Source organism: Hydrogenophaga sp. RWCD_12, assembly GCF_046604225.1.
In the GTDB taxonomy this organism is placed as follows: Bacteria; Pseudomonadota; Gammaproteobacteria; order Burkholderiales; family Burkholderiaceae_C; genus Hydrogenophaga.
The window spans coordinates 425,151-448,564 of the sequence record NZ_JBKIXC010000004.1 but is presented as its reverse complement, the minus strand read 5'-3'; the positions used below and the strand labels follow the sequence as shown (position 1 = coordinate 448,564).

General features: G+C 67.4%; 25 protein-coding genes. 15 read left to right on the top strand and 10 right to left on the bottom strand.

Features of this window, described 5'->3' with window-relative positions; translation table 11 throughout:
• The first annotated feature begins 21 nt into the window (after positions 1-21).
• Together ACLIJ1_RS17635 and ACLIJ1_RS17630 are read left to right on the top strand one after the other, a co-directional pair.
• Positions 22-930: an ABC transporter permease gene (locus tag ACLIJ1_RS17635; protein ID WP_411366843.1), complete on the top strand. Its 909-nt coding sequence runs from the start codon at positions 22-24 to the stop codon at positions 928-930.
• Entirely contained in the window at positions 930-1,790 is an 861-nt protein-coding gene (locus ACLIJ1_RS17630) for an ABC transporter permease (RefSeq protein WP_411366842.1), read from the top strand. The genes ACLIJ1_RS17635 and ACLIJ1_RS17630 overlap by 1 nt, the downstream gene beginning before the upstream one ends.
• 15 nt (positions 1,791-1,805) lie before the next feature.
• Here ACLIJ1_RS17630 and ACLIJ1_RS17625 read toward each other — a convergent pair whose 3' ends face one another.
• Complete coding sequence (locus ACLIJ1_RS17625) at positions 1,806-3,242, bottom strand: reverse transcriptase family protein (RefSeq protein WP_411366841.1); 1,437 nt, start codon at positions 3,240-3,242, stop codon at positions 1,806-1,808.
• A 283-nt stretch (positions 3,243-3,525) separates the two neighbouring features.
• Between ACLIJ1_RS17625 and ACLIJ1_RS17620 the strand changes: the two genes are divergently transcribed.
• The 4 genes from ACLIJ1_RS17620 to ACLIJ1_RS17605 all read left to right on the top strand — a co-directional run bounded on the left by ACLIJ1_RS17620 (position 3,526) and on the right by ACLIJ1_RS17605 (position 9,195).
• A complete protein-coding gene (locus ACLIJ1_RS17620) occupies positions 3,526-4,872 on the top strand; it encodes a hypothetical protein (RefSeq protein ID WP_411366840.1) in 1,347 nt (448 codons plus the stop codon).
• 94 nt (positions 4,873-4,966) lie between these two features.
• Positions 4,967-6,445, top strand: coding sequence for an aldehyde dehydrogenase (locus tag ACLIJ1_RS17615; protein ID WP_411366839.1), 1,479 nt, complete (start codon positions 4,967-4,969; stop codon positions 6,443-6,445).
• Positions 6,446-6,583: 138 nt separating this feature from the next.
• Positions 6,584-7,870: a 4-aminobutyrate--2-oxoglutarate transaminase gene (gene gabT, locus ACLIJ1_RS17610; protein ID WP_411367033.1), complete on the top strand. Its 1,287-nt coding sequence runs from the start codon at positions 6,584-6,586 to the stop codon at positions 7,868-7,870.
• Positions 7,867-9,195 (top strand): type III glutamate--ammonia ligase, encoded by a 1,329-nt coding sequence (locus tag ACLIJ1_RS17605; RefSeq protein ID WP_411366838.1) that lies wholly within the window; start codon positions 7,867-7,869, stop codon positions 9,193-9,195. The genes gabT and ACLIJ1_RS17605 overlap by 4 nt, the downstream gene beginning before the upstream one ends.
• Positions 9,196-9,216: 21 nt before the next feature.
• On the opposite strand, the gene ACLIJ1_RS17600 is transcribed toward ACLIJ1_RS17605, so the two are convergent.
• The 3 genes from ACLIJ1_RS17600 to ACLIJ1_RS17590 form a co-directional block, all read right to left on the bottom strand.
• Positions 9,217-9,990, bottom strand: coding sequence for a class II aldolase/adducin family protein (locus tag ACLIJ1_RS17600; RefSeq protein WP_411366837.1), 774 nt, complete (start codon positions 9,988-9,990; stop codon positions 9,217-9,219).
• A gap of 204 nt (positions 9,991-10,194) precedes the next feature.
• Positions 10,195-10,386: a DUF2892 domain-containing protein gene (locus tag ACLIJ1_RS17595; RefSeq protein WP_411366836.1), complete on the bottom strand. Its 192-nt coding sequence runs from the start codon at positions 10,384-10,386 to the stop codon at positions 10,195-10,197.
• 97 nt (positions 10,387-10,483) lie between these two features.
• A complete protein-coding gene (locus ACLIJ1_RS17590; RefSeq protein ID WP_411366835.1) occupies positions 10,484-11,137 on the bottom strand; it encodes a Crp/Fnr family transcriptional regulator in 654 nt (217 codons plus the stop codon).
• Positions 11,138-11,270: 133 nt separating this feature from the next.
• On the opposite strand from ACLIJ1_RS17590, the gene ACLIJ1_RS17585 reads away from it, so the two are divergent.
• The 3 genes from ACLIJ1_RS17585 to ACLIJ1_RS17575 all read left to right on the top strand — a co-directional run bounded on the left by ACLIJ1_RS17585 (position 11,271) and on the right by ACLIJ1_RS17575 (position 13,135).
• Positions 11,271-11,825: a cytochrome b gene (locus ACLIJ1_RS17585; RefSeq protein ID WP_411366834.1), complete on the top strand. Its 555-nt coding sequence runs from the start codon at positions 11,271-11,273 to the stop codon at positions 11,823-11,825.
• A gap of 21 nt (positions 11,826-11,846) precedes the next feature.
• Complete coding sequence (locus tag ACLIJ1_RS17580) at positions 11,847-12,410, top strand: YceI family protein (RefSeq protein WP_411366833.1); 564 nt, start codon at positions 11,847-11,849, stop codon at positions 12,408-12,410.
• 152 nt (positions 12,411-12,562) lie between these two features.
• Positions 12,563-13,135: a YceI family protein gene (locus ACLIJ1_RS17575; protein ID WP_411366832.1), complete on the top strand. Its 573-nt coding sequence runs from the start codon at positions 12,563-12,565 to the stop codon at positions 13,133-13,135.
• Positions 13,136-13,181: 46 nt separating this feature from the next.
• Here the strand turns inward: ACLIJ1_RS17575 and ACLIJ1_RS17570 are convergent, their stop codons facing one another.
• From ACLIJ1_RS17570 to ACLIJ1_RS17560, 3 genes are read right to left on the bottom strand one after another with little or no spacing between them, the layout of a single operon-like run.
• Positions 13,182-13,436, bottom strand: coding sequence for a YkgJ family cysteine cluster protein (locus ACLIJ1_RS17570; RefSeq protein WP_411366831.1), 255 nt, complete (start codon positions 13,434-13,436; stop codon positions 13,182-13,184).
• Positions 13,437-13,441: 5 nt separating this feature from the next.
• The gene (locus ACLIJ1_RS17565; protein WP_411366830.1) at positions 13,442-14,032 is read right to left on the bottom strand and encodes an NADPH-dependent FMN reductase; all 591 of its coding nucleotides are present in this window, start codon (positions 14,030-14,032) and stop codon (positions 13,442-13,444) included.
• A 48-nt stretch (positions 14,033-14,080) separates the two neighbouring features.
• The gene (locus ACLIJ1_RS17560) at positions 14,081-14,353 is read right to left on the bottom strand and encodes a TfoX/Sxy family protein (RefSeq protein WP_411366829.1); all 273 of its coding nucleotides are present in this window, start codon (positions 14,351-14,353) and stop codon (positions 14,081-14,083) included.
• 152 nt (positions 14,354-14,505) lie between these two features.
• Between ACLIJ1_RS17560 and mnmG the strand changes: the two genes are divergently transcribed.
• From mnmG to ACLIJ1_RS17530, 6 genes are all read left to right on the top strand, one after another.
• Entirely contained in the window at positions 14,506-16,500 is a 1,995-nt protein-coding gene (gene mnmG, locus ACLIJ1_RS17555; protein WP_411366828.1) for a tRNA uridine-5-carboxymethylaminomethyl(34) synthesis enzyme MnmG, read from the top strand.
• Positions 16,497-17,156 (top strand): 16S rRNA (guanine(527)-N(7))-methyltransferase RsmG, encoded by a 660-nt coding sequence (gene rsmG, locus ACLIJ1_RS17550; RefSeq protein ID WP_411366827.1) that lies wholly within the window; start codon positions 16,497-16,499, stop codon positions 17,154-17,156. Before mnmG ends, rsmG begins: the two co-directional genes overlap by 4 nt.
• A 525-nt stretch (positions 17,157-17,681) precedes the next feature.
• Positions 17,682-18,296, top strand: a complete 615-nt coding sequence (locus ACLIJ1_RS17545) for a LysE family transporter (protein ID WP_411366826.1) — start codon at positions 17,682-17,684, stop codon at positions 18,294-18,296.
• A gap of 18 nt (positions 18,297-18,314) precedes the next feature.
• Positions 18,315-19,085 carry a ParA family protein gene (locus ACLIJ1_RS17540; protein ID WP_411366825.1) on the top strand — a complete coding sequence of 257 codons (771 nt, stop codon included), beginning with the start codon at positions 18,315-18,317 and terminating at the stop codon, positions 19,083-19,085.
• Between the two features lie 24 nt (positions 19,086-19,109).
• Entirely contained in the window at positions 19,110-19,658 is a 549-nt protein-coding gene (locus ACLIJ1_RS17535) for an RBBP9/YdeN family alpha/beta hydrolase (protein ID WP_411366824.1), read from the top strand.
• Positions 19,659-19,660: 2 nt separating this feature from the next.
• On the top strand, positions 19,661-20,593 hold the full coding sequence (locus ACLIJ1_RS17530) for a ParB/RepB/Spo0J family partition protein (RefSeq protein WP_411366823.1): 933 nt from the start codon (positions 19,661-19,663) through the stop codon (positions 20,591-20,593).
• 147 nt (positions 20,594-20,740) lie between these two features.
• Here the strand turns inward: ACLIJ1_RS17530 and ACLIJ1_RS17525 are convergent, their stop codons facing one another.
• The 3 genes from ACLIJ1_RS17525 to ACLIJ1_RS17515 form a co-directional block, all read right to left on the bottom strand.
• The gene (locus ACLIJ1_RS17525) at positions 20,741-21,574 is read right to left on the bottom strand and encodes a hypothetical protein (RefSeq protein WP_411366822.1); all 834 of its coding nucleotides are present in this window, start codon (positions 21,572-21,574) and stop codon (positions 20,741-20,743) included.
• A 61-nt stretch (positions 21,575-21,635) separates the two neighbouring features.
• Positions 21,636-22,214: a tetratricopeptide repeat protein gene (locus tag ACLIJ1_RS17520; RefSeq protein WP_411366821.1), complete on the bottom strand. Its 579-nt coding sequence runs from the start codon at positions 22,212-22,214 to the stop codon at positions 21,636-21,638.
• A gap of 127 nt (positions 22,215-22,341) precedes the next feature.
• Positions 22,342-23,397 carry a 3-oxoacyl-ACP synthase III gene (locus ACLIJ1_RS17515; RefSeq protein WP_411366820.1) on the bottom strand — a complete coding sequence of 352 codons (1,056 nt, stop codon included), beginning with the start codon at positions 23,395-23,397 and terminating at the stop codon, positions 22,342-22,344.
• Positions 23,398-23,414 lie beyond the last annotated feature (17 nt).

Below are 23,414 nucleotides of genomic sequence, written 5' to 3'. Positions count from 1 at the left end.
ACCCGAACGAGGAGCACCACCATGGCTTCATCCTCCCTTCCGGTTCCAGGCAAGCGCTTCGTCATCGGCGTGCCCTATGTCTGGCTGACCGTCTTCTTCCTGCTGCCCTTCCTGATCCTGCTGTACATCAGCTTTGTCGATCAGGGCGAGAGCATCAACCCCTTCAAGCCCATCTGGGACCCGGTGACGGGCATCCTGAGCCTGAAGTACGAAAACTACTGGACCATCTTCCGCGACGGCGAGGCGGGCGAGCTGTTCAAGACCATCTACATCGAGGCCTACCTGCGCTCGATCTGGTACGCGCTGCTCACAGCCCTGCTGTGCCTGCTCATCGGTTACCCGTTCGCCTACTTCATCGCCCGTTCGTCGGCCTCGGTGCGGCCGGCGCTGCTGATGATGGTGATGCTACCGTTCTGGACCTCGTTCCTGCTGCGCGTCTATGCCTGGAAGGGCATCCTGGCGGACCAGGGGGTCATCAACCAGTTGCTGATGGGGCTGGGCATCACCAGCGAACCGATCCAGATGCTCTACACCAACGTCTCGATGCTGGTGGGCATGACCTACGTCTACCTGCCCTTCATGATCCTGCCGCTCTACGCCAACCTGGTGAAGATGGACTTCCGCCTGCTCGAAGCGGCGTATGACCTGGGCACTTCACCGTTCAAGGCCTTCTGGCTGGTGACGGTGCCGCTGTCCAAGGCCGGCATCATTGCCGGCTTCATGCTGGTCTTCATCCCGGCGGTGGGCGAGTTCGTGATCCCCTCGCTGCTGGGTGGCCCCGAGAACATCATGATCGGCCGCGTGGTCTGGGACGAGATGTTCACCAGCAACAACTGGCCGCGCGCTTCGGCCCTGGCCGTGGTGATGATCGCGCTGATCATCGTGCCGCTGGCGATCTACTACCACTACACCGCCGAGGAGACCAAGTGATGAAAGCCCTCCTCGAAAAACACTTCGGCAAGGCCTGGATGGCGCTGGTCTATCTGTTCCTGTACCTGCCGCTGTTCTTCATGATCGTGTTCAGCTTCAACAGCACCCGGCAGGACGCCAACTTCACCGGCTTCTCGCTGCGCTGGTACGAAGCGCTGACCAAGGACACCAAGATCGTCGAAGGCTTCTGGCTGTCGGTGAAGGTGGCGGCGGTCACGGGCGTGCTCTCGGCCATCCTGGGCACCTTCGCGGCCTTCGTGCTCGTGCGCTACCGCAAGTTCCTGGGCCGCACGGTCTTCTCGGGCATGGTCAACGCCCCGCTGGTGATGCCCGAGGTGGTGATCGGCCTGTCGCTGCTGCTGCTGATGGTGGGCGCGCAGAACGCCTTTGGCTGGCCCGAGCGCGGCATGCTGACCATCATCCTGGGCCACACGCTGCTGGGCATGGCCTACGGCATGGTGGTGATCCAGAGCCGGCTGATGGAGATGAACCGCAGCATCGAGGAAGCCGCGATGGACCTGGGCGCGCGGCCGCACGAGGTGTTCTTCCTGATCACGCTGCCCAACATCTTCCAGGGCATCCTGGCGGCCTTCCTGCTGTCGTTCACGCTCTCGTTCGACGACGTGGTGATCTCCGAATTCCTCTCCGGCCCCGGCGTCTCGACGCTGCCGCAGGTGATCTTCGGCTACGCCCGCCGCGGCATCAACCCGACCATCTACGCGGCCGCCACGCTGCTGATCACCACGGTGACGCTGGTGATCGTGGGTTACTCGATCTGGGTGGCGCGCCAGACGCGCAAGCGCGAGCGCGAGATCCAGGCCGCCACGCGCGCCGAGCTGGCAGCACTGTCGGCGACCTGATCGCCATCCTGCGGCTCAGGCGTCCAGCCGGGCCAGCAGGGCCTGGAGCTTGGCCACCCGTGTGGGGGCCAGGCTCTGGCAGGCCCAGGCCACCTGGCCCTGCAGGCGGGCCCGGGTCGGCGGGTCCACCGGACCCGACAGGGCGGTGCGGTGCAGGGCAGCGCGCAGGCGGTCGTAGTCTTCGCGCGGCAGGTTGGGCCGCTGATTGACCACCAGCCCGGTGATGCGCTGTTGCTGGTGCGCGCGCATCTGCCGCTGCTTGGCGGCGTTCAGCACAAATCCCTCGTCGGCCGCAATGGCCTGGACCCAGGCCTGCAGTGCGCGGGCTTCGCGGTACAGGCTTTGCGGCCCCGAGAACACCAGATCGTCGGCGTAGCGCGCATAGCGTGCGCCGAAGCGCCGGGCCAGTCCGTCCAGCCGCAGGTCCAGGCCGAAGGCGCACAGGTTGGCCAGCGCCGGCGAGGTCGGCGCGCCTTGCGGCAGGTGCGGACGCGCCAGGCGCTTGAGCGCCATGGCGTTCATGGGCGAGGCCTCCTGCAGGCGCTCCCTCACCATGGCCGGGGTGGTGGTCGTGCACAGGCGCGTGAGCATCTGCGCCACCGGCTCCGGGTAGCCCCAGCAGCGCCAGAAGGCGCGGATGCGCGGCGCACCGATGCTGGGAAAGAAGTCCCGCAAGTCGAAGCGGATCACGCAGGCCTGGCCGGCATGCACCTGCGCGAAGCTGTGCACGTTGCGCCCGCGGACGAAGCCGTGTGCGGCCTCGTGGACGGGGATCTGGGTCAGCCAGCCGTCCAGCAATCGCCGTTGCGCCTGTCGCAGGTCGTGACGTGGCACCTCCAGCAGTCGCAGGCCGCCGCTGCGCTTGGGCAGCAGGCGGTGGCGGTAGTGCGGCGCGATGCGCCGGTGTGGCCGGTCGAGGTCTTTGCGCCAGTCCTGCGACGGGTGTGTCAGCCAGTGCAGCCGCTGCGGTTCGAGGCCCAGCCAGGCGGCCCAGGCGTCTTCGGTCGGCAGGTCCGGGCGGGCGACAGGGGGCAGGCCCATGGCCGCTTGTGCAGTCTGTGCCGGTCGCAGCAGCCAGTGCCGCACGCGCCAGGCCGAGGGAGGGAGGTCGCCCGGCAACCCGGCGATGGCTGGCGCCGGGAGCGGGTCCGCCGTCTCCGCGCCGTCTTCATCGTCGTCATCGTCCAGCTCGTCTCCGCTCCAGTCGAGGCGTTCGGCCGGGAACTGCGCCAGGCTGTCCAGGGTGTCGATCGGGCCGTGGCGCTGCCAGCGCTGGGCGACCGCCTCGGCCAAGCCAACCAGCCAGCGCGGAGGCTCACCCTCGCAGGCCAGGCAGATGCAGGCCCGGGCCAGCAGGGCGGCCGCCGTGGACCCACCCGGTTGCGCCCGGTCGGCCAGCATCGCGTGGGCCAGTCCGATCGAGAGTCCCAGGCGGTGGTGGCGGGAGGTCATGCGGGGTGTGCAGAAGGAGGGTGGCCCTGGTGCGTCAACCAGCCGGTCGGGTGCGATCTGGCCTGCGCCGGCGGCGCAGACGCGATCACGCGCCGTGTGTGCCAACCATCCAATGTCGCCATGGGGATTCCCCACAGCCCGAAACCCCTCAGGCTTTCGAGAGCGCTTGGCGCACCAGGGCCGCGGCCATTGTGGCAGACGGTATTCAGGGCACCGCCAGCGCCCTCGGTTAAGCTGCCGGCTTTTCGCCCTCGCCCACAGACACCCCGCCCGCGCGCCGTTCATGACCCCCCGCCATACCCGGCTCTGGCTGCTGGGTCTCTTCCTCGTGCACGCCGCGGTCCACCTCGCGGGCTTCCAGTCGGTCTGGCTTGACTCGGACCAGCTGGTGATCGCCGACCAGGCGTCGTGGATGGCGCGTGGCGAGTTCCACGAACCCTTTTTCTTCGGCCAGTCCTACCTGCTGCCGTTCGAGTCGTACCTCGCGGTGCCGCTGATCTGGCTCGGGGTCTGGCCAATCGCCGCGGTCAAGGCGGTGGCGGCGGCCAGCCTGTACCTGCCCTTTGTCTGGGCGGCCTGGGTACTGGCCGAGGAACGGCCCTGGGCGGCGCTGGGTGTGGCGGTGCTGTTCATGGGACTGCATCCGGAATACATGCTGAGCGCCGGTATGCCGCGTGGCTTCATCGCGGGCACCGCGCTGGCCTGGCTGGGGCTGTGGGTGATGCTTCGCCGCGAAGGTCTGCCGTCGGCCGGCACGGTCGCGATCGCGGCCGGCGTGGGCTTCTGCACCGGCTCTTACATGAGCATCGCGCTGATGCTGCCGGTGCTGATCTGGCTGCCGACTCGGCGCCAGCGCGGGCTGGCGGGCCTGGGGCTGCTGTTGGGTTTTGCGCTGTTCAAGGCCGTTGGGCTGTTCTACAAGTTGCACCCCGAGTACATCGTCCATCTCTTCCCGCGCCTGTTCTTCAAGCCCGGCTACCTGGTGCACAACATCGGCGTGCCCGAGATCCGTGCCGCGGTGTTCCACCTCACCGCTCTGACCGCGGTGGTCTGTGCTCTGGTGTTGCTGCCGGGTTCGCGCCCCTGGCGCCGGCGCGATGCGCTGCCCTGGATACTGTGCCTGGGGGCGGTCGCGGTCGCGATCGTGCTGATGGTGGGCAACAACAAGATCGTCGAGTTCAACAGCAAGTCGCCGTTCTTCTCGGTCTACCGGATGATGCTGCCGCTGCCGTTTCTGGGTCTGCTGCTGCTGGGGCGCAGGGTGTCGACGGCGCAGGCACCGGCACCGGTCGGTGGTTCTGGCACGGCCGCACAACGGTTTGGCCTGGCCGGTCTGCTGGCGGTCTCCGTGCTGACGGGGGTGCAGCTGTACCGCCTGATGCACGTGGCGCCGCACATGGCCGGCTTGCCCTCGACCGTGCCCCCGATCACCTTCGAATGGCTGCAAGCCAATTGCGACGAAATCGGCGGCTGGTGGCGCGAGTCGAAGGAGCCGTACTTCGTGCTCGAAGGCCGCAACGACGCGCTGGCCTATGGCTGTCACGGCCAGTACGGCGTGCCGGTGCTGCAGACCGACCACGAGCGGCGGACCTGGCTGAAAGAGCGCTTCGCACGAGGCGTTCCACACTGAGTCCACTCGGCCCGCCAGGTGGGCCAAAGTGGACGCAACATTGGGCGGGAAGTTGCCGTAGCATGGTGCCACTTCAATGTGGAGACCCGTGCCCATGTCCGACACCACCACCCCCAGTTTCGACGGCCGCGCCGTCATCAATGGTGAACGCGTCGCCGCCCGCGACGGCCAGACCTTCGACTGCATTTCGCCCGTCGACGGCCGCCTGCTGACCCAGGTCGCGCGCTGCGGCCAGAGCGACATCGACGCCGCCGTGGCCGCAGCCCGCGCGGCGTTTGAAGACCGCCGCTGGGCCGGCAGAGCGCCGGCCGCTCGCAAGCGCGTGATGATCAAGTTCGCCGAGCTGATCCAGGCCAATGGCGACCTGCTGGCGCTGACCGAGTCGCTGGACATGGGCAAGCCGGTCAAGTACGCCAAGGGTGTGGACGTGAACAGCGCGGCCAACTGCGTGCGCTGGTACGGCGAGGCGGTGGACAAGGTCTACGACGAGATCGCGCCCACGCCCGACACGGCGTTGGCCCTGATCACCCGCGAGCCGGTGGGCGTGGTCGGCGTGATCGTGCCCTGGAACTACCCGATGATCATGGCCGCGTGGAAGATCGCGCCGGCCCTGGCGGCCGGCAATTCGGTGGTCTTGAAACCGTCCGAGAAAAGCCCGCTCACCGCGCTCAAGCTGGCCGAGCTGGCGCTGGAAGCCGGCATCCCGGCGGGTGTGTTCAACGTCGTGCCCGGTTACGGACCCGAGGCCGGTTCGCCGCTGGCCCTGCACATGGACGTGGACTGCATTGCCTTCACCGGCAGCACCCGCGTGGGCAAGCAGATCCACGTGATGGCCGGGCAAAGCAACCTCAAGCGCGCCTGGACAGAACTCGGCGGCAAGTCGCCCAACATCGTGTTCGCCGACTGCCCCGACCTGGACAAGGCGGTCGAGGCCTCGGTGGGCAGCATCTTCTTCAACCAGGGCGAGAGCTGCAACGCGCCTTCGCGCCTGTTCGTTGAAGCCTCGATCAAGGACGCCTTCCTGGAGAAGGCGCTCAAGCTGGTGCCGCAGTACCAGCCGGCCAACCCGCTGGACAAGAACACCGTGATGGGCGCGATCGTCGACCAGGTGCAGCTGGACAACGTGATGCGCTACATCGGCCTGGGCCAGAGCGAAGGCGCCAAGCTGCTGGCCGGCGGCGAGCGCGTGGCCCCGGTCGCTGGCGGCTGCTACGTGCAGCCCACCATCTTCGACGGCGTGACCAACAGCATGACCATCGCGCGCGAGGAGATCTTCGGCCCGGTGCTGTCGGTGCTCTCGTTCACCGACGCCGCCGACGTGGTCAAGCAGGCCAACGCCAACATCTACGGCCTGCAGGCCGCCGTGTGGACGCGCGACATCAACAAGGCGCATGGCGTGGCGCGCGCGCTGCGCGCCGGCACCGTGCACGTCAACTCGTACGACGAGGACGACATCACCGTGCCCTTCGGTGGCTTCAAGCAGAGCGGGGTGGGGCGCGACAAGTCGCTGCACGCGTTCGACAAGTACACCGAGTGCAAGACGACCTGGATACGAATCGATTCCCCGCTGTAAGCGGGGAATCGCCCCCCCGCGCCGCTTCGCGTCACCCCCCAGAGGGGGGCGGCACTGGCGGCCCGGCAAAGCCGGTTCCGCGGCGTGCGCTGGACAAAGCCCTTCTCGCCAACACTTCAGGAGACCCCCATGAACGCCATGAATGACATCAAGACCGACCACACCAACGCCGCCTGGCACGCGCGCCGGCAGGCGGCCACGCCGCGCGGCGTGGGCGTGATGGGGGACTTTTTCATCGAGCGCGCGAAGAACGCCGAGTTCTGGGACATCGAGGGGCGGCGCTTCATCGATTTCGCGGGCGGCATCGCGGTGCTCAACACCGGTCACGTGCACCCCAAGGTGCAGGCGGCGATCGCCGCGCAGCTGCAGCGCTTCACGCACAGCTGCTACCAGGTGGTGCCGTACACCGAATACGTGCAGCTCGCGGAGCGCATCAACGCCATCGTGCCGATCGAAGGGCCGGCCAAGACGGCTTTCTTCTCGACCGGCGCCGAAGCGGTGGAGAACGCGATCAAGATCGCGCGCTCGTCGACAGGCCGCAGCGGTGTCATCGCTTTTGGCGCCGCCTTCCACGGTCGCAGCCTGTTCGCAGTGGCCATGACCGGCAAGGTCCAGCCCTACAAGGCCGGCTTCGGCCCGTTCCCGCCCGAGATCTACCACGTGCCCTTCCCGTGCCACTGCGCCTCGCTGGACGAGACCAAGAAGGCGATGGAGCAGCTGTTCAAGTGCGACATCGATCCCTCGCGCGTGGCGGCCATCATCTTCGAGCCGGTGCAGGGCGAAGGCGGCTTCAACCCGATCCAGAAGGAGGCGGTGCTGTGGCTGCGCGCGCTGTGCGACCAGCACGGCATCCTGCTGATCGCCGACGAGGTGCAGACCGGCTTCGCGCGCACCGGCAAGATGTTCGCGATGGAGCACTACGGCGCCAAGCCGGACCTGATCACCATGGCCAAGAGCATGGCCGGCGGCACCACGCTGTCGGCCGTCTCGGGGCGGCAAGCGGTGATGGACGGACCGTCGCCCGGTGGCCTGGGCGGCACCTACGCGGGCAACCCGCTGGCCATCGCGGCGTCGCACGCGGTGCTGGACGTGATGCAGGAAGAAAAGCTGCCCGAGCGCGCGCAGATCCTCGGCGACCGGCTGGTCGCGCACCTCAAGGCCCACCAGGCCAAGCAGCCGCGTTTCGGCGACGTGCGCGGCTTGGGCGCGATGGTGGCGGCCGAGTTCGTGGACGCGGCCGGCGCGCCAGACGCGGACACCACCAAGAAGATCCAGGCAGCGGCCCTGAAGCGTGGTCTGCTGCTGCTGACCTGCGGCGTGTATGGCAACGTGATCCGTTTCCTGTTCCCGCTGACCATCGAGGACAGCGTGTTTGCCGAAGCGCTGGGCGTGCTCGACGCCGCGCTGGCCGAGGTGCTGGCTTGACGCTGGAGCACCGCGTGGCGACCCTGCGGGAGCAGGGCATCCACTCGGTGATGGCCACATTCACCGACCTGCACGGCGTGCCCAAGGGCAAGCTGGTGCCGCTGGAAGGCCTGCCCGATGCGGTGGCCACCGGCGCGGGTTTCGCGGGCCCGAGCATCTGGGGCACCGGCCTGCCGCGCATGGGCGCACGCAGCGAGTACCACGGCCGTGTGGTGCCCGAGTCGCTGCGGCCGCTGCCCTGGCTGCCCGGCGTGGCGCACGCGGTGTGCGACGGTTTTGCGGGCGGCCAGCCGCTGGAGACCTGCTCGCGGCAGTTGCTGCAGCGCCAGCTCGCCCGGTTGCGCCAGCGCGGCTGGAGCTTCCATGTCGGCATCGAGCCCGAGTTCTTTCTGTTGAGGCGCGGTGAAGACGGCCGCTGGGGCGTGGCCGACGGCGAGGACCGGCTGGGCAAGCCGTCCTACGACCTCAAGGCCATCGTGCGCAACCACGGCTTCCTCGACGACATGCGCCGGCACCTCACCGCCCTGGGCTTCGCGCTGCAGCAGACGGACCACGAGGACGCGACCGGCCAGTACGAGATCAACTACCGGTACGACGACGCGCTGGCCGCGGCCGACCGCTACCAGCTGTTCAAGCTGACCGCGCACGCGGTCGCCGACCAGCACGGCATGGTGTTCTCGTGCATGCCCAAGCCGCTGGCGGGTGCGCCGGGCAGCGGCCTGCATTTCCACCTCAGCCTGACCGACGAGCTGGGTTGTCCCGTGATGGCCGATGCGGATGGCCCGATGGGCCTGAGCACGACCGGGCTGCAGTTCGCCGCCGGCCTGCTCGAACACGGCGACGCGCTCGCGGCCCTGTGTGCGCCCACGGTCAACAGCTACAAGCGCCTGGCGGTCAGCGAGAGCGCGTCGGGCACCACCTGGTCGCCGGTGTGGAAGGCGGCGGGCGAGAACAACCGCACCTGCCTCGTGCGCACCGTGGCCGGTCGCGTCGAGTGGCGCCTGCCCGACCCGTCGTGCAATGTCTATGTGGCGCTGGCCGCGACGCTGGCGGCGGGGCTGGACGGCATCGACCGCGAACTGCCCGCGCCGGTCGTGTGCGACGAGGACCTGTACCAGCGGCACGCGGCCGGCGAACCCATGCCGGCGCGCCTGCCGCGCGACCTGCACGCCGCCTGCGCCGCGCTGCGGTCCGACGCCATCCTGCGCGACGACGTGGGCGTGGCCTTCTGCGACCAGTTTCTCGCGCTCAAGCGGGCCGAGTGGGACGCGTACGCGCAGCAGGTCAGCGACTGGGAACTGGAGCGCTACGCGGACGGGTTCTGAGGCCGCTCAGGCCGAGACTGCTCAGGTCTTGTACGACGGATCGCTGCGGTCGAGCTTGCGCAGCAGTGCCGGCCAGGCGATGTTGGCGCCCATGCCCGCGGTCGCGATCTTCATCACCTCGGCCATGCCCGCCAGGATGCGTGGGTCTACCTGGGTGAGCTCGCCACCGCCCGCCTGCGCGTCGATCTGGATGCGGCAGGTGTTTTCGAAGGTGTACATCGAGAGGAAGGCGTCGGCAATCGAGCCGCCCACGGTCAGCAGGCCGTGGTTGCGCAGCACCAGGAAGTTCGCCGTGCCCAGATCGGCCTGCAGGCGCGGCTTCTCGTCGGGACGGAAGGCCACGCCTTCGTAGCCGTGGTAAGCCAGCGAGGCCAGCACGAAGGTGCTCTGCTGGCTGATCGGCAGGATGCCGGCCTTCTGCGCGCTGACCGCCACGCCCGCGCGGGTGTGGGTGTGCAGCACGCACTGCACCTCGGGCCGCGCTTCGTGCACCGCGCTGTGGATCACGAAGCCGGCCGGGTTGACCGGGAAGGGCGAGTCGATCAGCTTGTTGCACTGCATGTCGACCTTGACCAGGCTGGACGCCGTGATCTCGTCGAACATCAGGCCGTAGGGGTTGATCAGGAAGTGGTGTTCACCGCCGGTGACGCTGTCGGGCAGCTTGGCGCTGATGTGCGTGAACACAAGGTCGGACCAGCCATAGGCGGCCACGAGCCGGTAGCAGGCCGCGAGGTCGCAGCGGATCTGCCACTCCTCGGCGCTGACCGCGTCCTTGAGCGAAGGGATGTTGAGCATGCCGTGTCTCCGCGCCGCGTCGGGATGCGCGGCTGAGCCGACATGGTCGCGCGGTGAGGGCATGCGGCCTGTCGCAGGACGGACAAGCCATGTTTCCGGAGCAAAGGGCCTTGATCCAGCAATCACGGCGGAACCGGCTCCGCCGGGCCGCTCGTGATGCCCCCCTGGGGGGGGGGTGACGCCGCAGGCGGCGCGGGGGGCTTCTTACTTCTTCATGCTGCAGGTGTTGAAGCCCAGCATCGCGTAAGGCGGGCACCAGCCCATCAGGCCGGTGGCCAGCGGCACGATGCCGATGTAACCCCAGACGCCGACAGTGCCGGTGGCGGCGGCGGCGATCAGGGCGAGGCCGGCGACGATGCGCAGGGTGCGGTCAATGCCGCCAACGTTCTTGGTCATGTGAATGCTCCGGTGAGTGAAAGGGTGGGTGCAGGCGTATTGAAGCCGCACGCGACCGATCGGTCTGTGACCGCGGTCACATAGCACCGGAGGGTGGTCAGCCGGCCTGGCCGGCGGCGATGGCGCGCAGGCCGGCGCTGTCGCGGATGGTGATGCTCTCGCGCGAGAGCTCGACGAGGCCGTCGCGCTCGAAGCGATGCAGCAGGCGCGTCACGATCTCTCGCACCGTGCCCAACTCGTCGGCCAGCGCCTGGTGGGTGGTCTTGAGCTGCTGGCCGTGGCCGAGCAGGGCGCTGGCCAGGCGGCTGTCCAGCCGCTGGAAGGCGATCGCCTCGATCAGGGCCGTGAGGTCGGCCATGCGCGCGGCGAACAGACCCAGCACATAGCGCCGGAACTCCGGGTCGGCCAGAGCCGTCTCGAACGCCGGCGGCGTCAGCAGGCACAGCGTGGTGTCGGTGGTGGCGACGCCGTGGGCGGTCATCGGCTGGTGGGCGAACAGGCTGGCCGACGAGACCAGGCACATCTCGCCCGGGGACACGCGGTACAGCTCCAGTTCCCGACCGTTGGCGGCACTGCGCGAGACCCGCACTTCGCCATGGAGCACCAGCGGAAAACCCTGGCAGGGGTCGTTCTCGCGGAACAGCTGCGTGCCGGCGGGCACGGTCATGGGGGTCAGCTGCGTCACCGGCGCCGGCAACGCCGCCATCGCCGGGTACAGCGTCAGCAGGTCGGTCGGGGCGGGCTGGGACATGCGGCGCATTGTAGGCGCGGGCTTGCGGCGGTGCCCGGATGCGAACGGGAAGCCAAAGTTCGTTCGATTTTTTTGAATGGAGGCTTCAAGCCTTTTTGATCTGCCCGCTGGCGGTGATCCCTACACTGCCGCCATGTCTCAAGCCATTGTCACCCGCTATCACCCGCTGGCCCGTGCCCTGCACTGGGTGCTGGCGCTGGCCATCGTCGGCAACTTCATCCTCGGCGTCTACATGTCGGATCTGCCGTTCTCACCCGCCCGCCTGCAGTACTACAGCTGGCACAAATGGGCTGGGGTGTTGGTGCTCGCTTTCTCCGCAGTCCGCCTGGTGACTCGCCTGCTGGCACCGCCGCCGGCCCTGCCGCTGAACATCGAAGCCGCCATGCCCGGCTGGCAGAAGATGGCGCACCACGCCACGCACATCGGTCTGTACGCGCTGTTCTTTGCCGTGCCGCTGACCGGCTGGGCTTTCAGTTCGGCCGCCGGTTTCCCCATCGTGCTGTTTGGCGTGCTGCCGCTGCCCGACTTTGTCCCCGTGAGCGAGTCGCTGGCCGACGTGCTCAAGGAAACCCACGAGATCACCGCCTTCGCGATGGCCGCCCTGGTGCTGCTGCACGTGGCCGGCGCCGTCAAGCACCAGGTCATCGACCGCGACGGCCTAATGTCCCGCATGGGCTTTGGCCGCTGATCCGATTTCAGGAGTCTTTTCATGAACACCCGTCTTCTTTCCCTGGCGCTGGTCGCTGCCAGTTTTTCGCCGCTGGCCGCGCAGGCGCAGCAGGCGCTCGTGCCCGCCCAGAGCGAAGTCGCCTTCACCAGCCGGCAGATGGGCGTGCCGGTGGAAGGCAAGTTCAAGAGCTTCAGCGCCCAGGTCGCGTTTGACCCGGCCAAGCTCGCGACCAGCAGCATTGCCTTCACGGTCGACACCGGCAGCGCCGACATCAGCCGCGAAGCCAACGCCGAGCTGCCCAAGGCGGTCTGGTTCAACGTCGCCCAGTTCCCCAAGGCCACCTTCACCTCCAGCAGCATCAAGAAGCTGGACGCCACCAAGTACGAAGTCGCCGGCAAGCTGGCGATCAAGGGCGTGAGCAGCGATGTGGTCGTGCCGGTGACGCTGGCGCAGAACGGCGCCACCACGGTCGCCAGCGGCGCCTTCCCGATCAAGCGCCTGTCCTTCCGCATCGGCGAGAAGGAGTGGGCCGACACCTCGATGGTCGCCGATGAGGTGCAGGTCAAGTTCAAGATCGCCCTGACCGGCGTGCCCAAGCTTTGAACGGGCTCCCCCTGCGCCGCTTCGCGTCTTCCCCCTGAGGGGGACGGCCCTGGTGGCCTGGCAAAGCCAGTTCCACGGGGCCCTTGATGTCAGTCACGCTCTCCGGAGCATTTGTTTCTTCCCCCTCCCAACCTCAATCCAGGAGTTCAACCATGCGCAAGTCCCTGTCCCTGCTGGCCGCGGCCGCCGTTCTGTCCACCGCTGGCGTCGCCCAGGCCGCCGATTACGCGATCGACCCGACCCACACCTTCGCCACCTTCGAAATCGGCCACTTCGGCGCCACCACCAACCGCGCCCGCTTCGACAAGAAGGAAGGCAAGATTTCCTTCGACAAGGCCGCCAAGACCGGCAAGGTCGAGATCAGCCTGGACATCGCTTCGGTGAACTCCGGCACCGCCATGTTCGACAAGCACCTGCAAAGCGCCGAGATCTTCGACGCTGCCAAGAACCCCAAGGCCACCTTCGTGTCCAGCAAGTTCGTCTTCAACGGTGACAAGGTCGCTTCCGTCGAAGGCAACCTGACCATCGCCGGCAAGACCCAGCCCGTGACCCTGAAGGCCAACCAGTTCGCCTGCTACGACAGCCCGATGGTCAAGCGCGAAGTCTGTGGCGGCGACTTCGAAGCCACCATCGACCGCACCGCCTTCGGCGTGAACTACGGTGTGGACTACGGTTTCCCGAAGAACGTTCGCCTGGTGATCCAGGTCGAAGCTGTGAAGCAGTAATCCTGCGCGGCGACCTCAGTCAAAGGCCCGCAGATGCGGGCCTTTTTCATGGTCGGGTGGCGTGTTCGAGTTGCTCTAAAAAGAATAGCGCGTGTTCCCGCTGTTCACCGCACATCTCGCGGCTCGGGGGCAGTGAGCCGCACACCGCCGGCCGCTGGGGCAGTCCGAACAGGCGGCAGCGAAGGGCCTCGTCCAGATGCGGGCAAGGCACACCCGCCGGTTTGCCGTTGGGAAGCCCCGGCATGGGACTGCTGATCGAAGGCGCGATGCAGCAGGCCGCGCAGCCGGGACGGCAGTCCACCGCGCTCAGTCCTGAAAGCGTCGCGCCGCCCAGAGGACCTGCTCGACCACCGCGCGCACGTTCTCGCGTGCGGGTTCGGCGGCCAGCTGGCCCTCAGGCGTGAAGGCCTCGCCGGCCTTGGACAGGGCGAACTGTTTCGGCGACACCCAGCATTGCAGGTTCATCAGCAGCGGCGCCAGGTGGCTCAGGCTGCGCAGGCCACCCAGCGCTCCGGGCGAAGCCGCGAGCATGCCGACCACCTTGCCGGCGAACGGCTTGGTGCCGCTGGACCAGGCCGGGTCGCCCTTGATGGGGCTGGAGACCCAGTCGATGGTGTTCTTCATCAGGCCGGTGTAGCTGCCGTTGTACTCGGGCGAGACCACTATCCAGGCCGGGTGGGCGAAGAAGATTTCCTTCAGGCGCACCACATCGCGCGGCGTGCCTTTGGCTTCGAGGTCGGCGTTGTACAGCGGCACATCGAAGTCGGCCAGCTCGATGTGCGTCACGGCGGCACCGGCCTCACGGCCCAGGCCCGCGGCGACGGTCGCCAGCTTGCGGTTGAAGGACTGGGCGCGTGTGCTGCCCGCGAAGACGAGGAGGGGGGTGGGGGTGCTCATGCGACCCATTGTGGCAGCGGGTGTCCGCAGGATTCCTGCGTGGGGGTTTCAGGGCCCGGACCGTTGCGCCGTTTCCAGCGCCAGCAGCAGGCTGGTGCGGTGCTCGCGTGCCACGACCCGCCAGTCTTCGCCGGTCAGTGCGCCTTCCATGGCCCAGAGCAGATTGAGGCTGGCGTTCTGTCCGGCCGCCTTGACGCGCAGCCAGGCACGGACCGAGCCCAGCTGTTCGAGGTCGGTGCGGCCGTGGATGCCGGCGGCGGCGAGCATGGCCAGCGATTTCGGGCCGAGGCCGGGGAGGTCGGACGGTGGGGACGGAGGCATGGGCAAGCGGTGCGGTGTCGCAGGGCGTGGCGCGATCTAGGACAATAACGGGTTCGCGCGGGCCGGGGCAGGCCCGCAGCCGCTGTTTCACGTGAAACAGTCCTTGCATTGTCGGGCCGGCCGGGATGGCTGGAGCCCTGGAGCGCTCTCACATGTTGTACCCACAGGAATTTGACGTCATCGTCGTCGGCGGTGGCCATGCCGGCACGGAAGCCGCGCTGGCCGCTGCGCGCATGGGCTGCGCCACGCTGCTGCTGACCCACAACATCGAGACGCTGGGCCAGATGAGCTGCAACCCCAGCATCGGCGGCATTGGCAAGGGCCACCTGGTGAAAGAGGTGGACGCGCTGGGTGGGGCGATGGCCCTGGCCACGGACGAGGGCGGCATCCAGTTCCGCATTCTCAACAGCAGCAAGGGCCCTGCCGTGCGCGCCACCCGCGCCCAGGCCGACCGAATCCTGTACAAGGCCGCGATCCGCCGCATGCTGGAAAACCAGCCCAACCTCTGGCTGTTCCAGCAGGCGGTGGACGACCTGATGGTGGAGGGCGATCGTGTGGTCGGCGCCGTGACGCAGGTCGGCATCCGCTTCCGCAGCCGCACCGTGGTGCTGACGGCCGGGACCTTCCTTGACGGCAAGATCCATGTTGGCCTGAACAACTATGCCGCCGGACGGGCGGGTGATCCGCCAGCGGTCAGCCTGTCGGCGCGCCTGAAAGAGCTTAAGTTGCCGCAGGGTCGCCTGAAAACCGGCACGCCGCCACGGCTGGACGGCCGGACCATCGACTATTCCAAGTGCCAGGAACAGCCCGGCGACGGCGTGCCCGGCGGCATGAACGCCGACCAGCCGGTGCCGGTGTTCAGCTTCATGGGCAGCACGGCGATGCACCCGCGGCAGGTGCCATGCTGGATCACCCACACGAACCTGCGCACGCACGAGATCATCCGCTCCGGCTTCGACCGCAGTCCCATGTTCACCGGCAAGATCGAGGGCGTGGGCCCGCGCTACTGCCCGAGCGTGGAAGACAAGATCAACCGCTTTGCCGACAAGGACAGCCACCAGATCTTCCTGGAGCCCGAGGGCCTGACCACCCACGAGGTCTACCCCAACGGCATCAGCACCAGCCTGCCGTTCGACATCCAGTACGCGCTGGTGCGGTCGATGCCCGGTCTGGAAAACGCCCACATCCTGCGCCCGGGTTACGCCATCGAATACGACTACTTCGACCCGCGTTCGCTCAGGAACAGCTTCGAGACCAAACAGGTCCAGGGGCTGTTCTTCGCCGGACAGATCAACGGCACCACCGGCTACGAAGAGGCGGCGGCCCAGGGCCTGTTCGCTGGGCTCAACGCCGCGTTGCAGTGCCAAGGCAAGGACGCCTGGCTGCCGCGCCGCGACGAGGCCTACCTGGGTGTGCTGGTCGATGACCTGGTGACGCAGGGCGTGACCGAGCCGTACCGCATGTTCACCAGCCGCGCCGAGTTCCGCCTGCAGCTGCGCGAAGACAACGCCGATATGCGCCTGACCGAGCAGGGCAGGGCGATGGGCCTGGTGGACGACGCCCGCTGGGATGCATTCAGCCGCAAGCGCGACGCTGTTTCACGTGAAACAGAGCGTCTGAAGTCCACCTGGGTCAATCCTCGCAACCTGCCGGCGGCCGAATCCGAGCGGGTGCTGGGCAAGGCCATCGAACACGAACACAACCTGTTCGACCTGCTGCGCCGGCCGGGCGTGGGCTACGCCGAGCTGATGGGCATGGACGGCGGCAAGTACCACCCGGAGCCGAAGCCGGATGACACCGACGCCCGTCCGGTGGTTTCACGTGGAACACTGGGCGAGCTGCACGACGCTGTGGTGGAGCAGGTGGAGATCGCCGCCAAATACTCGGGCTACATCGACCGGCAGAAGGGCGAGGTGGAGCGCGCCGCGCACTACGAGCACCTCAAGCTGCCAGCGGATCTGGACTATGCGCAGGTCACAGCCCTGTCGTTCGAGGCGCGGCAGAAGCTGGCCAAGCACCGCCCGGAAACTCTGGGTCAGGCCGCGCGCATCTCGGGCATCACCCCGGCCAGCATTTCGCTGCTGATGATTCACCTGAAGAAGGGTGGGTTCAAGGGTTTCGCGCGTCGCGAATCTGAAGCCGCATGAGCGCCGTGGACTTGAAGAAGGCGCTTGAAGCCGGGTTGCGCGATCTTGGCCTGAGCCTGTCCGGTGGGCAGGTCGATCAGCTGCTGGCCTACCAGGACCTGATCGCCAAGTGGAACAAGGTCTACAACCTGACGGCCGTGCGCGACCCGCAGGAAATGCTGACGCACCACCTGCTGGACAGCCTGGCCGCGATTCCGCCGCTGCTGCGCCAGACTGGCGGGGAATCTGTGAACTTGCTCGACGTCGGGTCAGGCGGCGGCCTGCCGGGCGTGGTGATCGCGATCACCTGCCCGCAGATCGAGGTGCACTGCGTGGACACGGTGCTCAAGAAGGCGACCTTCATCCAGCAGGTGGCGGCGACGGTGCGGTTGCCGAACCTGCGCGGAATTCATGCGCGAGTCGAATCCCTGAAAGCGGAAGAGGGCGGCTACGACGTGGTCTGCTCGCGGGCGTTTGCCTCGCTGGTGGACTTCACCACCTGGTCGCGATCGGCGCTGAAGCCGGGGGCGGTGTGGATGGCGATGAAGGGCAAGCACCCATCGGACGAGCTGTCTGCTCTGGCTTCCGATGTGGCGGTGTTTCACGTGGAACAGTTGAAGGTGCCGGGGCTGGATGCCGAGCGTTGCATCGTGTGGCTTCGGCCTGCGGTTTCTTGAGTTTGGTGCGTTTCACTCATTGACCTGGCGCCAGGCCGTTGGCGATGTGCGCGTTCTCCGGCCCACGCTCGCGGGCTGATGGACCTGTTCGCTGATATCCCTTCGTCAACGCCGGGCCTGTTTGCCATCGTTTGGGCAACCGCGAATGGGGCCTGCGCCCGCGCACATCGCCAACGGCCTGTGAGAAGCAATGCTGGTGTACCAACCGTTGGGGTGCCGGTGTTTCGCTGGAGGGGGTTGTGGCGTGTGGATGGGCGGCGGGACGATTCGCGGTTGCCACAGAGCGGGCGGACCAGCGCGTTGTTGACGGAGCAACGCAGGCATTCCAGCCCACAAGACCGCGAGCTGGACCAGAGCCCAGCCACACGCCGCAGCCCCCTCTGAAGTAGCGCAGGAAAGAAACCAGAGCCACAGAAGCAACAGATGAGCGAAAGCAGGCGCGCCCAAACCAACAAAGCCAGCCGAAGAAAAAGACCCCTCACGTAAACTCGACCGTTCCACCCGAGACAAGAGAAAGCCCACACCATGTTCGGCATCGCTGACTACGGCGCCTTCGTCGCCGCCATCATCCTGTTCCTCGCCATCCCCGGCCCCGGCAACCTCGCGCTCATCACCTCCACCAGCAAAGGCGGCATCAAGGGCGGGCTGGGTGCCACCTTCGGTGTCATCGCGGGCGACCAGGTCCTGATGTGGGCCGCCGTCGCCGGCGTCGCCACGCTGCTCGCCACCTACCCGGCCGCCTTCCACGCTGTCCAGTGGCTCGGCGCCGCCTACCTCGCCTGGCTCGGCTTCAAGATGCTCACCGCCAAACCCGGCGACGCACCTGTCCTCAACATCCGCCCGCGCCAATACTTCCAGCAGGCTTTCACCATCACCCTGCTCAACCCCAAGGCCATCGTCTTCTACATGGCCTTCTTCCCGCTGTTCGTCGACCCCGCCCGCCATCAGGGTCTGGTCACCTTCGGCGCCATGGCCGTCACCGTCGCCTTCCTCACCTTTCTCTATGGCCTGACCGCGGTACTGCTCACCCACTTCCTGGCCGAGCGCATGCGCGCCAACCCCAGGATCGGGCGCACGCTGGAAAAGCTGGCCGGCGTGTTCCTGATCGGCTTCGGCATCAAGCTGGCCCTCTCCAAATAAGCAACCGGGTTCGACCACATGGCCAAGATCTTTTGCGTCGCCAACCAGAAGGGCGGCGTCGGCAAGACCACCACCACCGTCAATCTCGCCGCCGGCCTGGCCAAGGTGGGGCAGCGTGTGCTCATGGTCGACCTCGACCCGCAGGGCAACGCGACCATGGGTTCGGGCGTGGACAAGCGCAGCATGGCGCTGTCGGTCTACGACGTGCTGCTGGAGTCGGCGACGGTGGCCGAGGCGGCGATCCGTTCCGAGAAATGCGGCTACTCCGTGCTCGGCGCCAACCGGGAACTGGCCGGTGCCGAGGTCGAGCTGGTCGAACTGGAGCGGCGCGACAAGCGCCTGAAGGCGGCTCTGGCCGCGGTCGACGCCGACTACGACTTCATCCTGATCGACTGCCCTCCGTCCCTCTCCATGCTCACGCTCAACGGCCTGTGCTCGGCGCACGGCGTGATCGTGCCCATGCAGTGCGAGTACTTCGCGCTCGAAGGCCTGACCGATCTGGTCAACACCATCAAGCAGGTGCACGCCAACCTCAACCCGGACCTGCAGATCATCGGCCTGCTGCGCGTCATGTTCGACCCGCGCATCACCCTGCAGCAGCAGGTCAGCGACCAGCTCAAGGCCCACTTCGGCGACAAGGTGTTCGACACCGTGATCCCGCGCAACGTGCGCCTGGCCGAGGCGCCGAGTTACGGTCTGCCGGGCGTCGTGTTCGACCCGTCGGCGCGCGGCAGCCAGGCCTTCGTGGCCTTCGCCACCGAGATGGTGGACCGCATCCATTCGATGTGAGCGCCGGCTTCTGTGGAATGGCTGATGAAACCTGAGAATGTATTGATCCTGCCGGGCTGGCAGAACAGCGGTCCCGAGCACTGGCAAAGCCGCTGGGAAGCCCAACACGGCTTTCGCCGCGTGGATCAGCACGACTGGATGACCCCGCGCCGCGGCGACTGGATCGCCCGGCTGGAAGATGTGATCCTGGGCTGCGACGGCCCGGTGGTATTGGTGGCGCACAGCCTGGGCTGCATCCTGACCGCCGCCTGGGCCGAGGTCTCGCACAGCACGGGCCGCGTGCAGGGCGCGCTGCTGGTGGCTCCCGGTGACCCGGAGCGCGAAGAACTGCGCCCGCTGCTGCCCAGCTGGGCGCCCATCGTGCGCCAGCGCCTGCCGTTTCCCAGCACCTTGGTGGGCAGCCGCAACGACCCATATTGCGACTTCACCAAAGCCCGGAGCCTGGCCGACAACTGGGGCGCGCGCTTCGTTGACCTCGGCGAGCGCGGCCACATCAATGCCGAATCCGGTCTGGGCGACTGGCCCGAAGGTCTGGCGCTGCTGAACGAACTGACTGACAAGAAAGACAACTGAACATGGTCACCAAAAAACCCAAGGGCCTCGGCCGCGGACTCGAAGCCCTGCTCGGTCCCAAGGTGGCGGAAGCCGCCTCGCCCGACGCTCAAGAAACCGAACGCAACGCCGGCGCGCCCAGCACGCTGGCGCTGACCGAGCTGGTCGCGGGCGTCTACCAGCCGCGCACCCGCATGGACGAGGGCGCACTCTACGAGCTGGCCGAGTCGATCAAGGCGCAGGGCATCATGCAGCCGATCCTCGTGCGCAAGCTGGCCGACGGCCCCAACGCCGGCAAGTACGAAATCATCGCGGGCGAGCGGCGCTTCCGGGCCTCGAAGCTGGCGGGGCTGGACAGCGTGCCGGTGCTGGTGCGCGACGTGCCGAACGAGGCCGCGGCCGCGATGGCGCTGATCGAGAACATCCAGCGCGAAGACTTGAACCCGCTGGAAGAGGCGCAGGGCCTGCAGCGCCTGGTCAAGGAATTCGGACTGACGCACGAGCAGGCGGCGCAGGCAGTGGGCCGCTCGCGCAGCGCGGCGTCCAACCTGCTGCGCCTGCTGCAACTTGCCGAGCCGGTGCAGACCATGCTGATGGCCGGCGACATCGACATGGGTCACGCGCGTGCGCTGCTGTCGCTGGAGAAGGCGGCGCAGATCACAGCAGGCAACCAGATCGCGGCGAAGAAGCTGTCGGTGCGCGAGGCCGAGAGCCTGGTCAAGAAGCTGGGCGCCGAGTTCAACCTGGTCCCGCAGCAACCCAAGAAGGAAAAGTCGCGCGACATCCGCCGGGTGGAGGAAGAGCTGGCCGACCTGCTGACCGCCGAGGTCGAGGTGAGAATCAAGAAGCGCGTTAAGCGCCACGGCCGCGTCGAAGAAATGGGCGAACTCGCGATCCAGTTCGGCTCGATCGACGAGCTCAACGGCCTGATCGATAAGCTCAGAAACGAGCGCTGAGCCGCGTGCAAGCCCAAAGAAAAAGGCCTCCAAGTGGAGGCCTTTTCAGTGGCGTCGCGCCAGCGTCAAGAACGCCGCGGAACCGGCTCTGCCGGGCCGCCAGCGTTGTCCCCCAGGGGGGAAGCCGCGCAGCGGCGCAGGGGGGAGTTAATTCCCCACCTTCAGTTGGCCGCCCTTGCCCAGGCCGCCCTTGACTTCCTGCGCCTTGTAGTTGCGCAGGGCAATCACCATGCTGTTGTAGGCGTCGGTGAACGCGGCCACCGTGGCCTTGCCGGCGGGGGAGCGCGAGAAACCACCCAGCGAACCGGCGGCGGTCGGGCCGAAGACGCTCAGGGCCGCGCCGTAGTTGGTGGCGGTGGCGTTGCCTTCGGAGATCGCGATCTGCACGCCCGAGCGGATGTCGAACATGGTCAGGGTCACGACCGAGGCCTTGCTTTCCAGACCACCGGCGATGATGCCCAGGTTGCGGTTGCGCGAACCCAGCAGGCCGCCCACGGTGCCGGCCAGGGCGCCGGTGGAGTCGTTGTCGATGATGATCGCGGGTTCCAGGTAGTAGTCGGCGGCGACGCGCTGGCCCTTTTGCTGGTTGGAGCCGGCACGGAACTCACCCGAATTGCGCTGCTTGTCGGTGATGTTGGACAGCTTGCCTTCGGTGCGGTTGTTGCCGATCGAGGTGATCACGAAGCAGTTGGACTGGGCCACGGCCAGGCGGATCAGCGGCTCGATGGTCGTGATCTGCGTGGCGGAACCGAAGCTGCCCCACCATTCTTTGTCGCGGCCATCGTCCACAGCGAGCGTACCCAGCGGAGCGGCGCAACGCTCCAGAGACGAGTTGGCGCCGACACTGGTGCCGCCGGCAGCGGCGCCGGTGGTGGCGGTCGGGCTGGAGCCGGTGGACACACGACCGCCGCCACAGGCGGTGAGGCTGACGCCCAGAGTCAGGGCAGCCGCCAGGCGCAGGGGGGTGGAGTTGATTTTCATGGAACCTTCCTGGTGATCAAGGGAAAAAAGGGAGTGACGGGCGACGCGGCCTCGGGTCTGGTCAATAGAACCACCAGCGGCCGTCGCGCCAGTAACTCGTGTAAGCATATCCGCTGTACCAGCCGGCGAACCAGCCATTCTTGCGCACACTTTCGCGCCACTGATAGTCGGACTGGGCGTCCTGCTTGGCCTTGCGGGCCTGGGTGAGCATTTTCTTGGCTTCCTTGTCGCCCTTGTCGGCGGCCATCATCAGCCAGCGCTCGGCCTCGGCCGGATCGGGACCCATTTCTTCCAGGCCGACCAGGTAGAAGCGGCCCAGCGCCTGTGCGGCCTTGAAGTTGCCGCGTTCGCCGGCGTCACGCATCCACTTGATCGCCAGGTATCCGTCTTTGCGCACACCGTCGCCGCGGAAGTAGCGCAGGCCCAGGTCGTAGGCCGCGCGCGGGTCCTTGGCAGCCATCGCTTCGAGCGCGGCCACCTTGGCGTCCTGCGCAGGATCGGCCTTGGCCGCCAGCTCGGCCTCGAAGTTCGCGGTGCTGCGCGGGCGGTCGGAACAGCCGGTGTTGTCGCAGATGCGGATGGTGTCTTCGGCCATGGCGGCACTGGAGACAAGCAGCAGGGAAAGACAGAGGTGTTTCATGACGGGCCTGTGGAGGTGTGACATCAGCGAAAAAGTGTACTGCCCGGTGCCATGCCGGGGCAACCGGCGTCGGTCAAGGAGCGGCGAATCTGGCAAGCAATTGTTCCCTCGCCCGGTGGATGCGGGCTCATGCCGACAGCTGCATCAGGGTGCAGTTGATGCCGCTGCCGATGCCGCCGAGCAGGACCTGGCTGCCTGGCGCCACCCGGCCGGCGCGCATCGCTTCGTGCAGGCAATAGATCACCGCCACCGGGCCCATGTTCCCGTGGGTCGGGTAGATGTTGTGGAAGCGCTCGAAGGGCATGCCCCAGACCTTGGCCACGCCCTGGGCGTGGGTCTCGGACACCTGGTGGCAGACGAACAGGTCGAACTGGTCCCGCCGCACGCCCAGCTTCGCTTCGAGCCGCACCAGGGTGCGCGCTGCCAGCATCAGGCCATGGCGCAGCAGCCCGCGGCTTTGCGTCGTGATCAGTTCGCGCTGTGCGGTGCACAGCCGGTTGCGCCCCTGGCTGGTGGCGGCGAGCGACGCGGCGCCGTGCACCCGCAGGGCTCCGGGCCCGCCGGCATCGCGCGTGAGCCACACCGCCACGGCGCCGCAACCCAGCGTCAGGCCGGGCAGCAGCGACTCGAACCGGGTCGCGTCCGGCGTACCCGTGCCCAGGGTACGCAGCGCGCCGTCGATCAGGTCGTGGGTGTTCTCCGCGCAGACGATCAGGGCGTTGTCCACGCGGCCGCTGACGATCATCTGGGTCGCGACATCGATGCCGTTGACCATGCCTACGCAGGCGTTGGACAGGTCGAAGCACTGGCAGGTGTCGGGCAAACCCAGCTCGCCGTGGACCAGGGTGGCGACCGATGGTTCGATGAAGTCGCGGGTGACCGAGCAGCTGATCACCAGCGTCACCTCGCTGCGGGCGATGCCCAGCCTAGACAGCAACCGGTCGGCCACCAGGGCCGCCGCCTGGCTGGGAGTGCAGGTGCGGTCGGCCCACATGCGGCGTTCGCGGATGCCGGTGAGCTGCTGGAGGAACGTGGGGTCCTGCATCGTGGGCGGCAGCAGGTGCCGCACGGCAGGGAGCAGGGTCTCGGACAGCGTGGCGCTGCTGAGGGCGGTTTCGGCTTCCAGCACCTCGATGCCGGCGATGGATACCCCCGCAGGGGCGTGACTGGGCTTGGCAAACATGCCGTTCCTCCTGAATG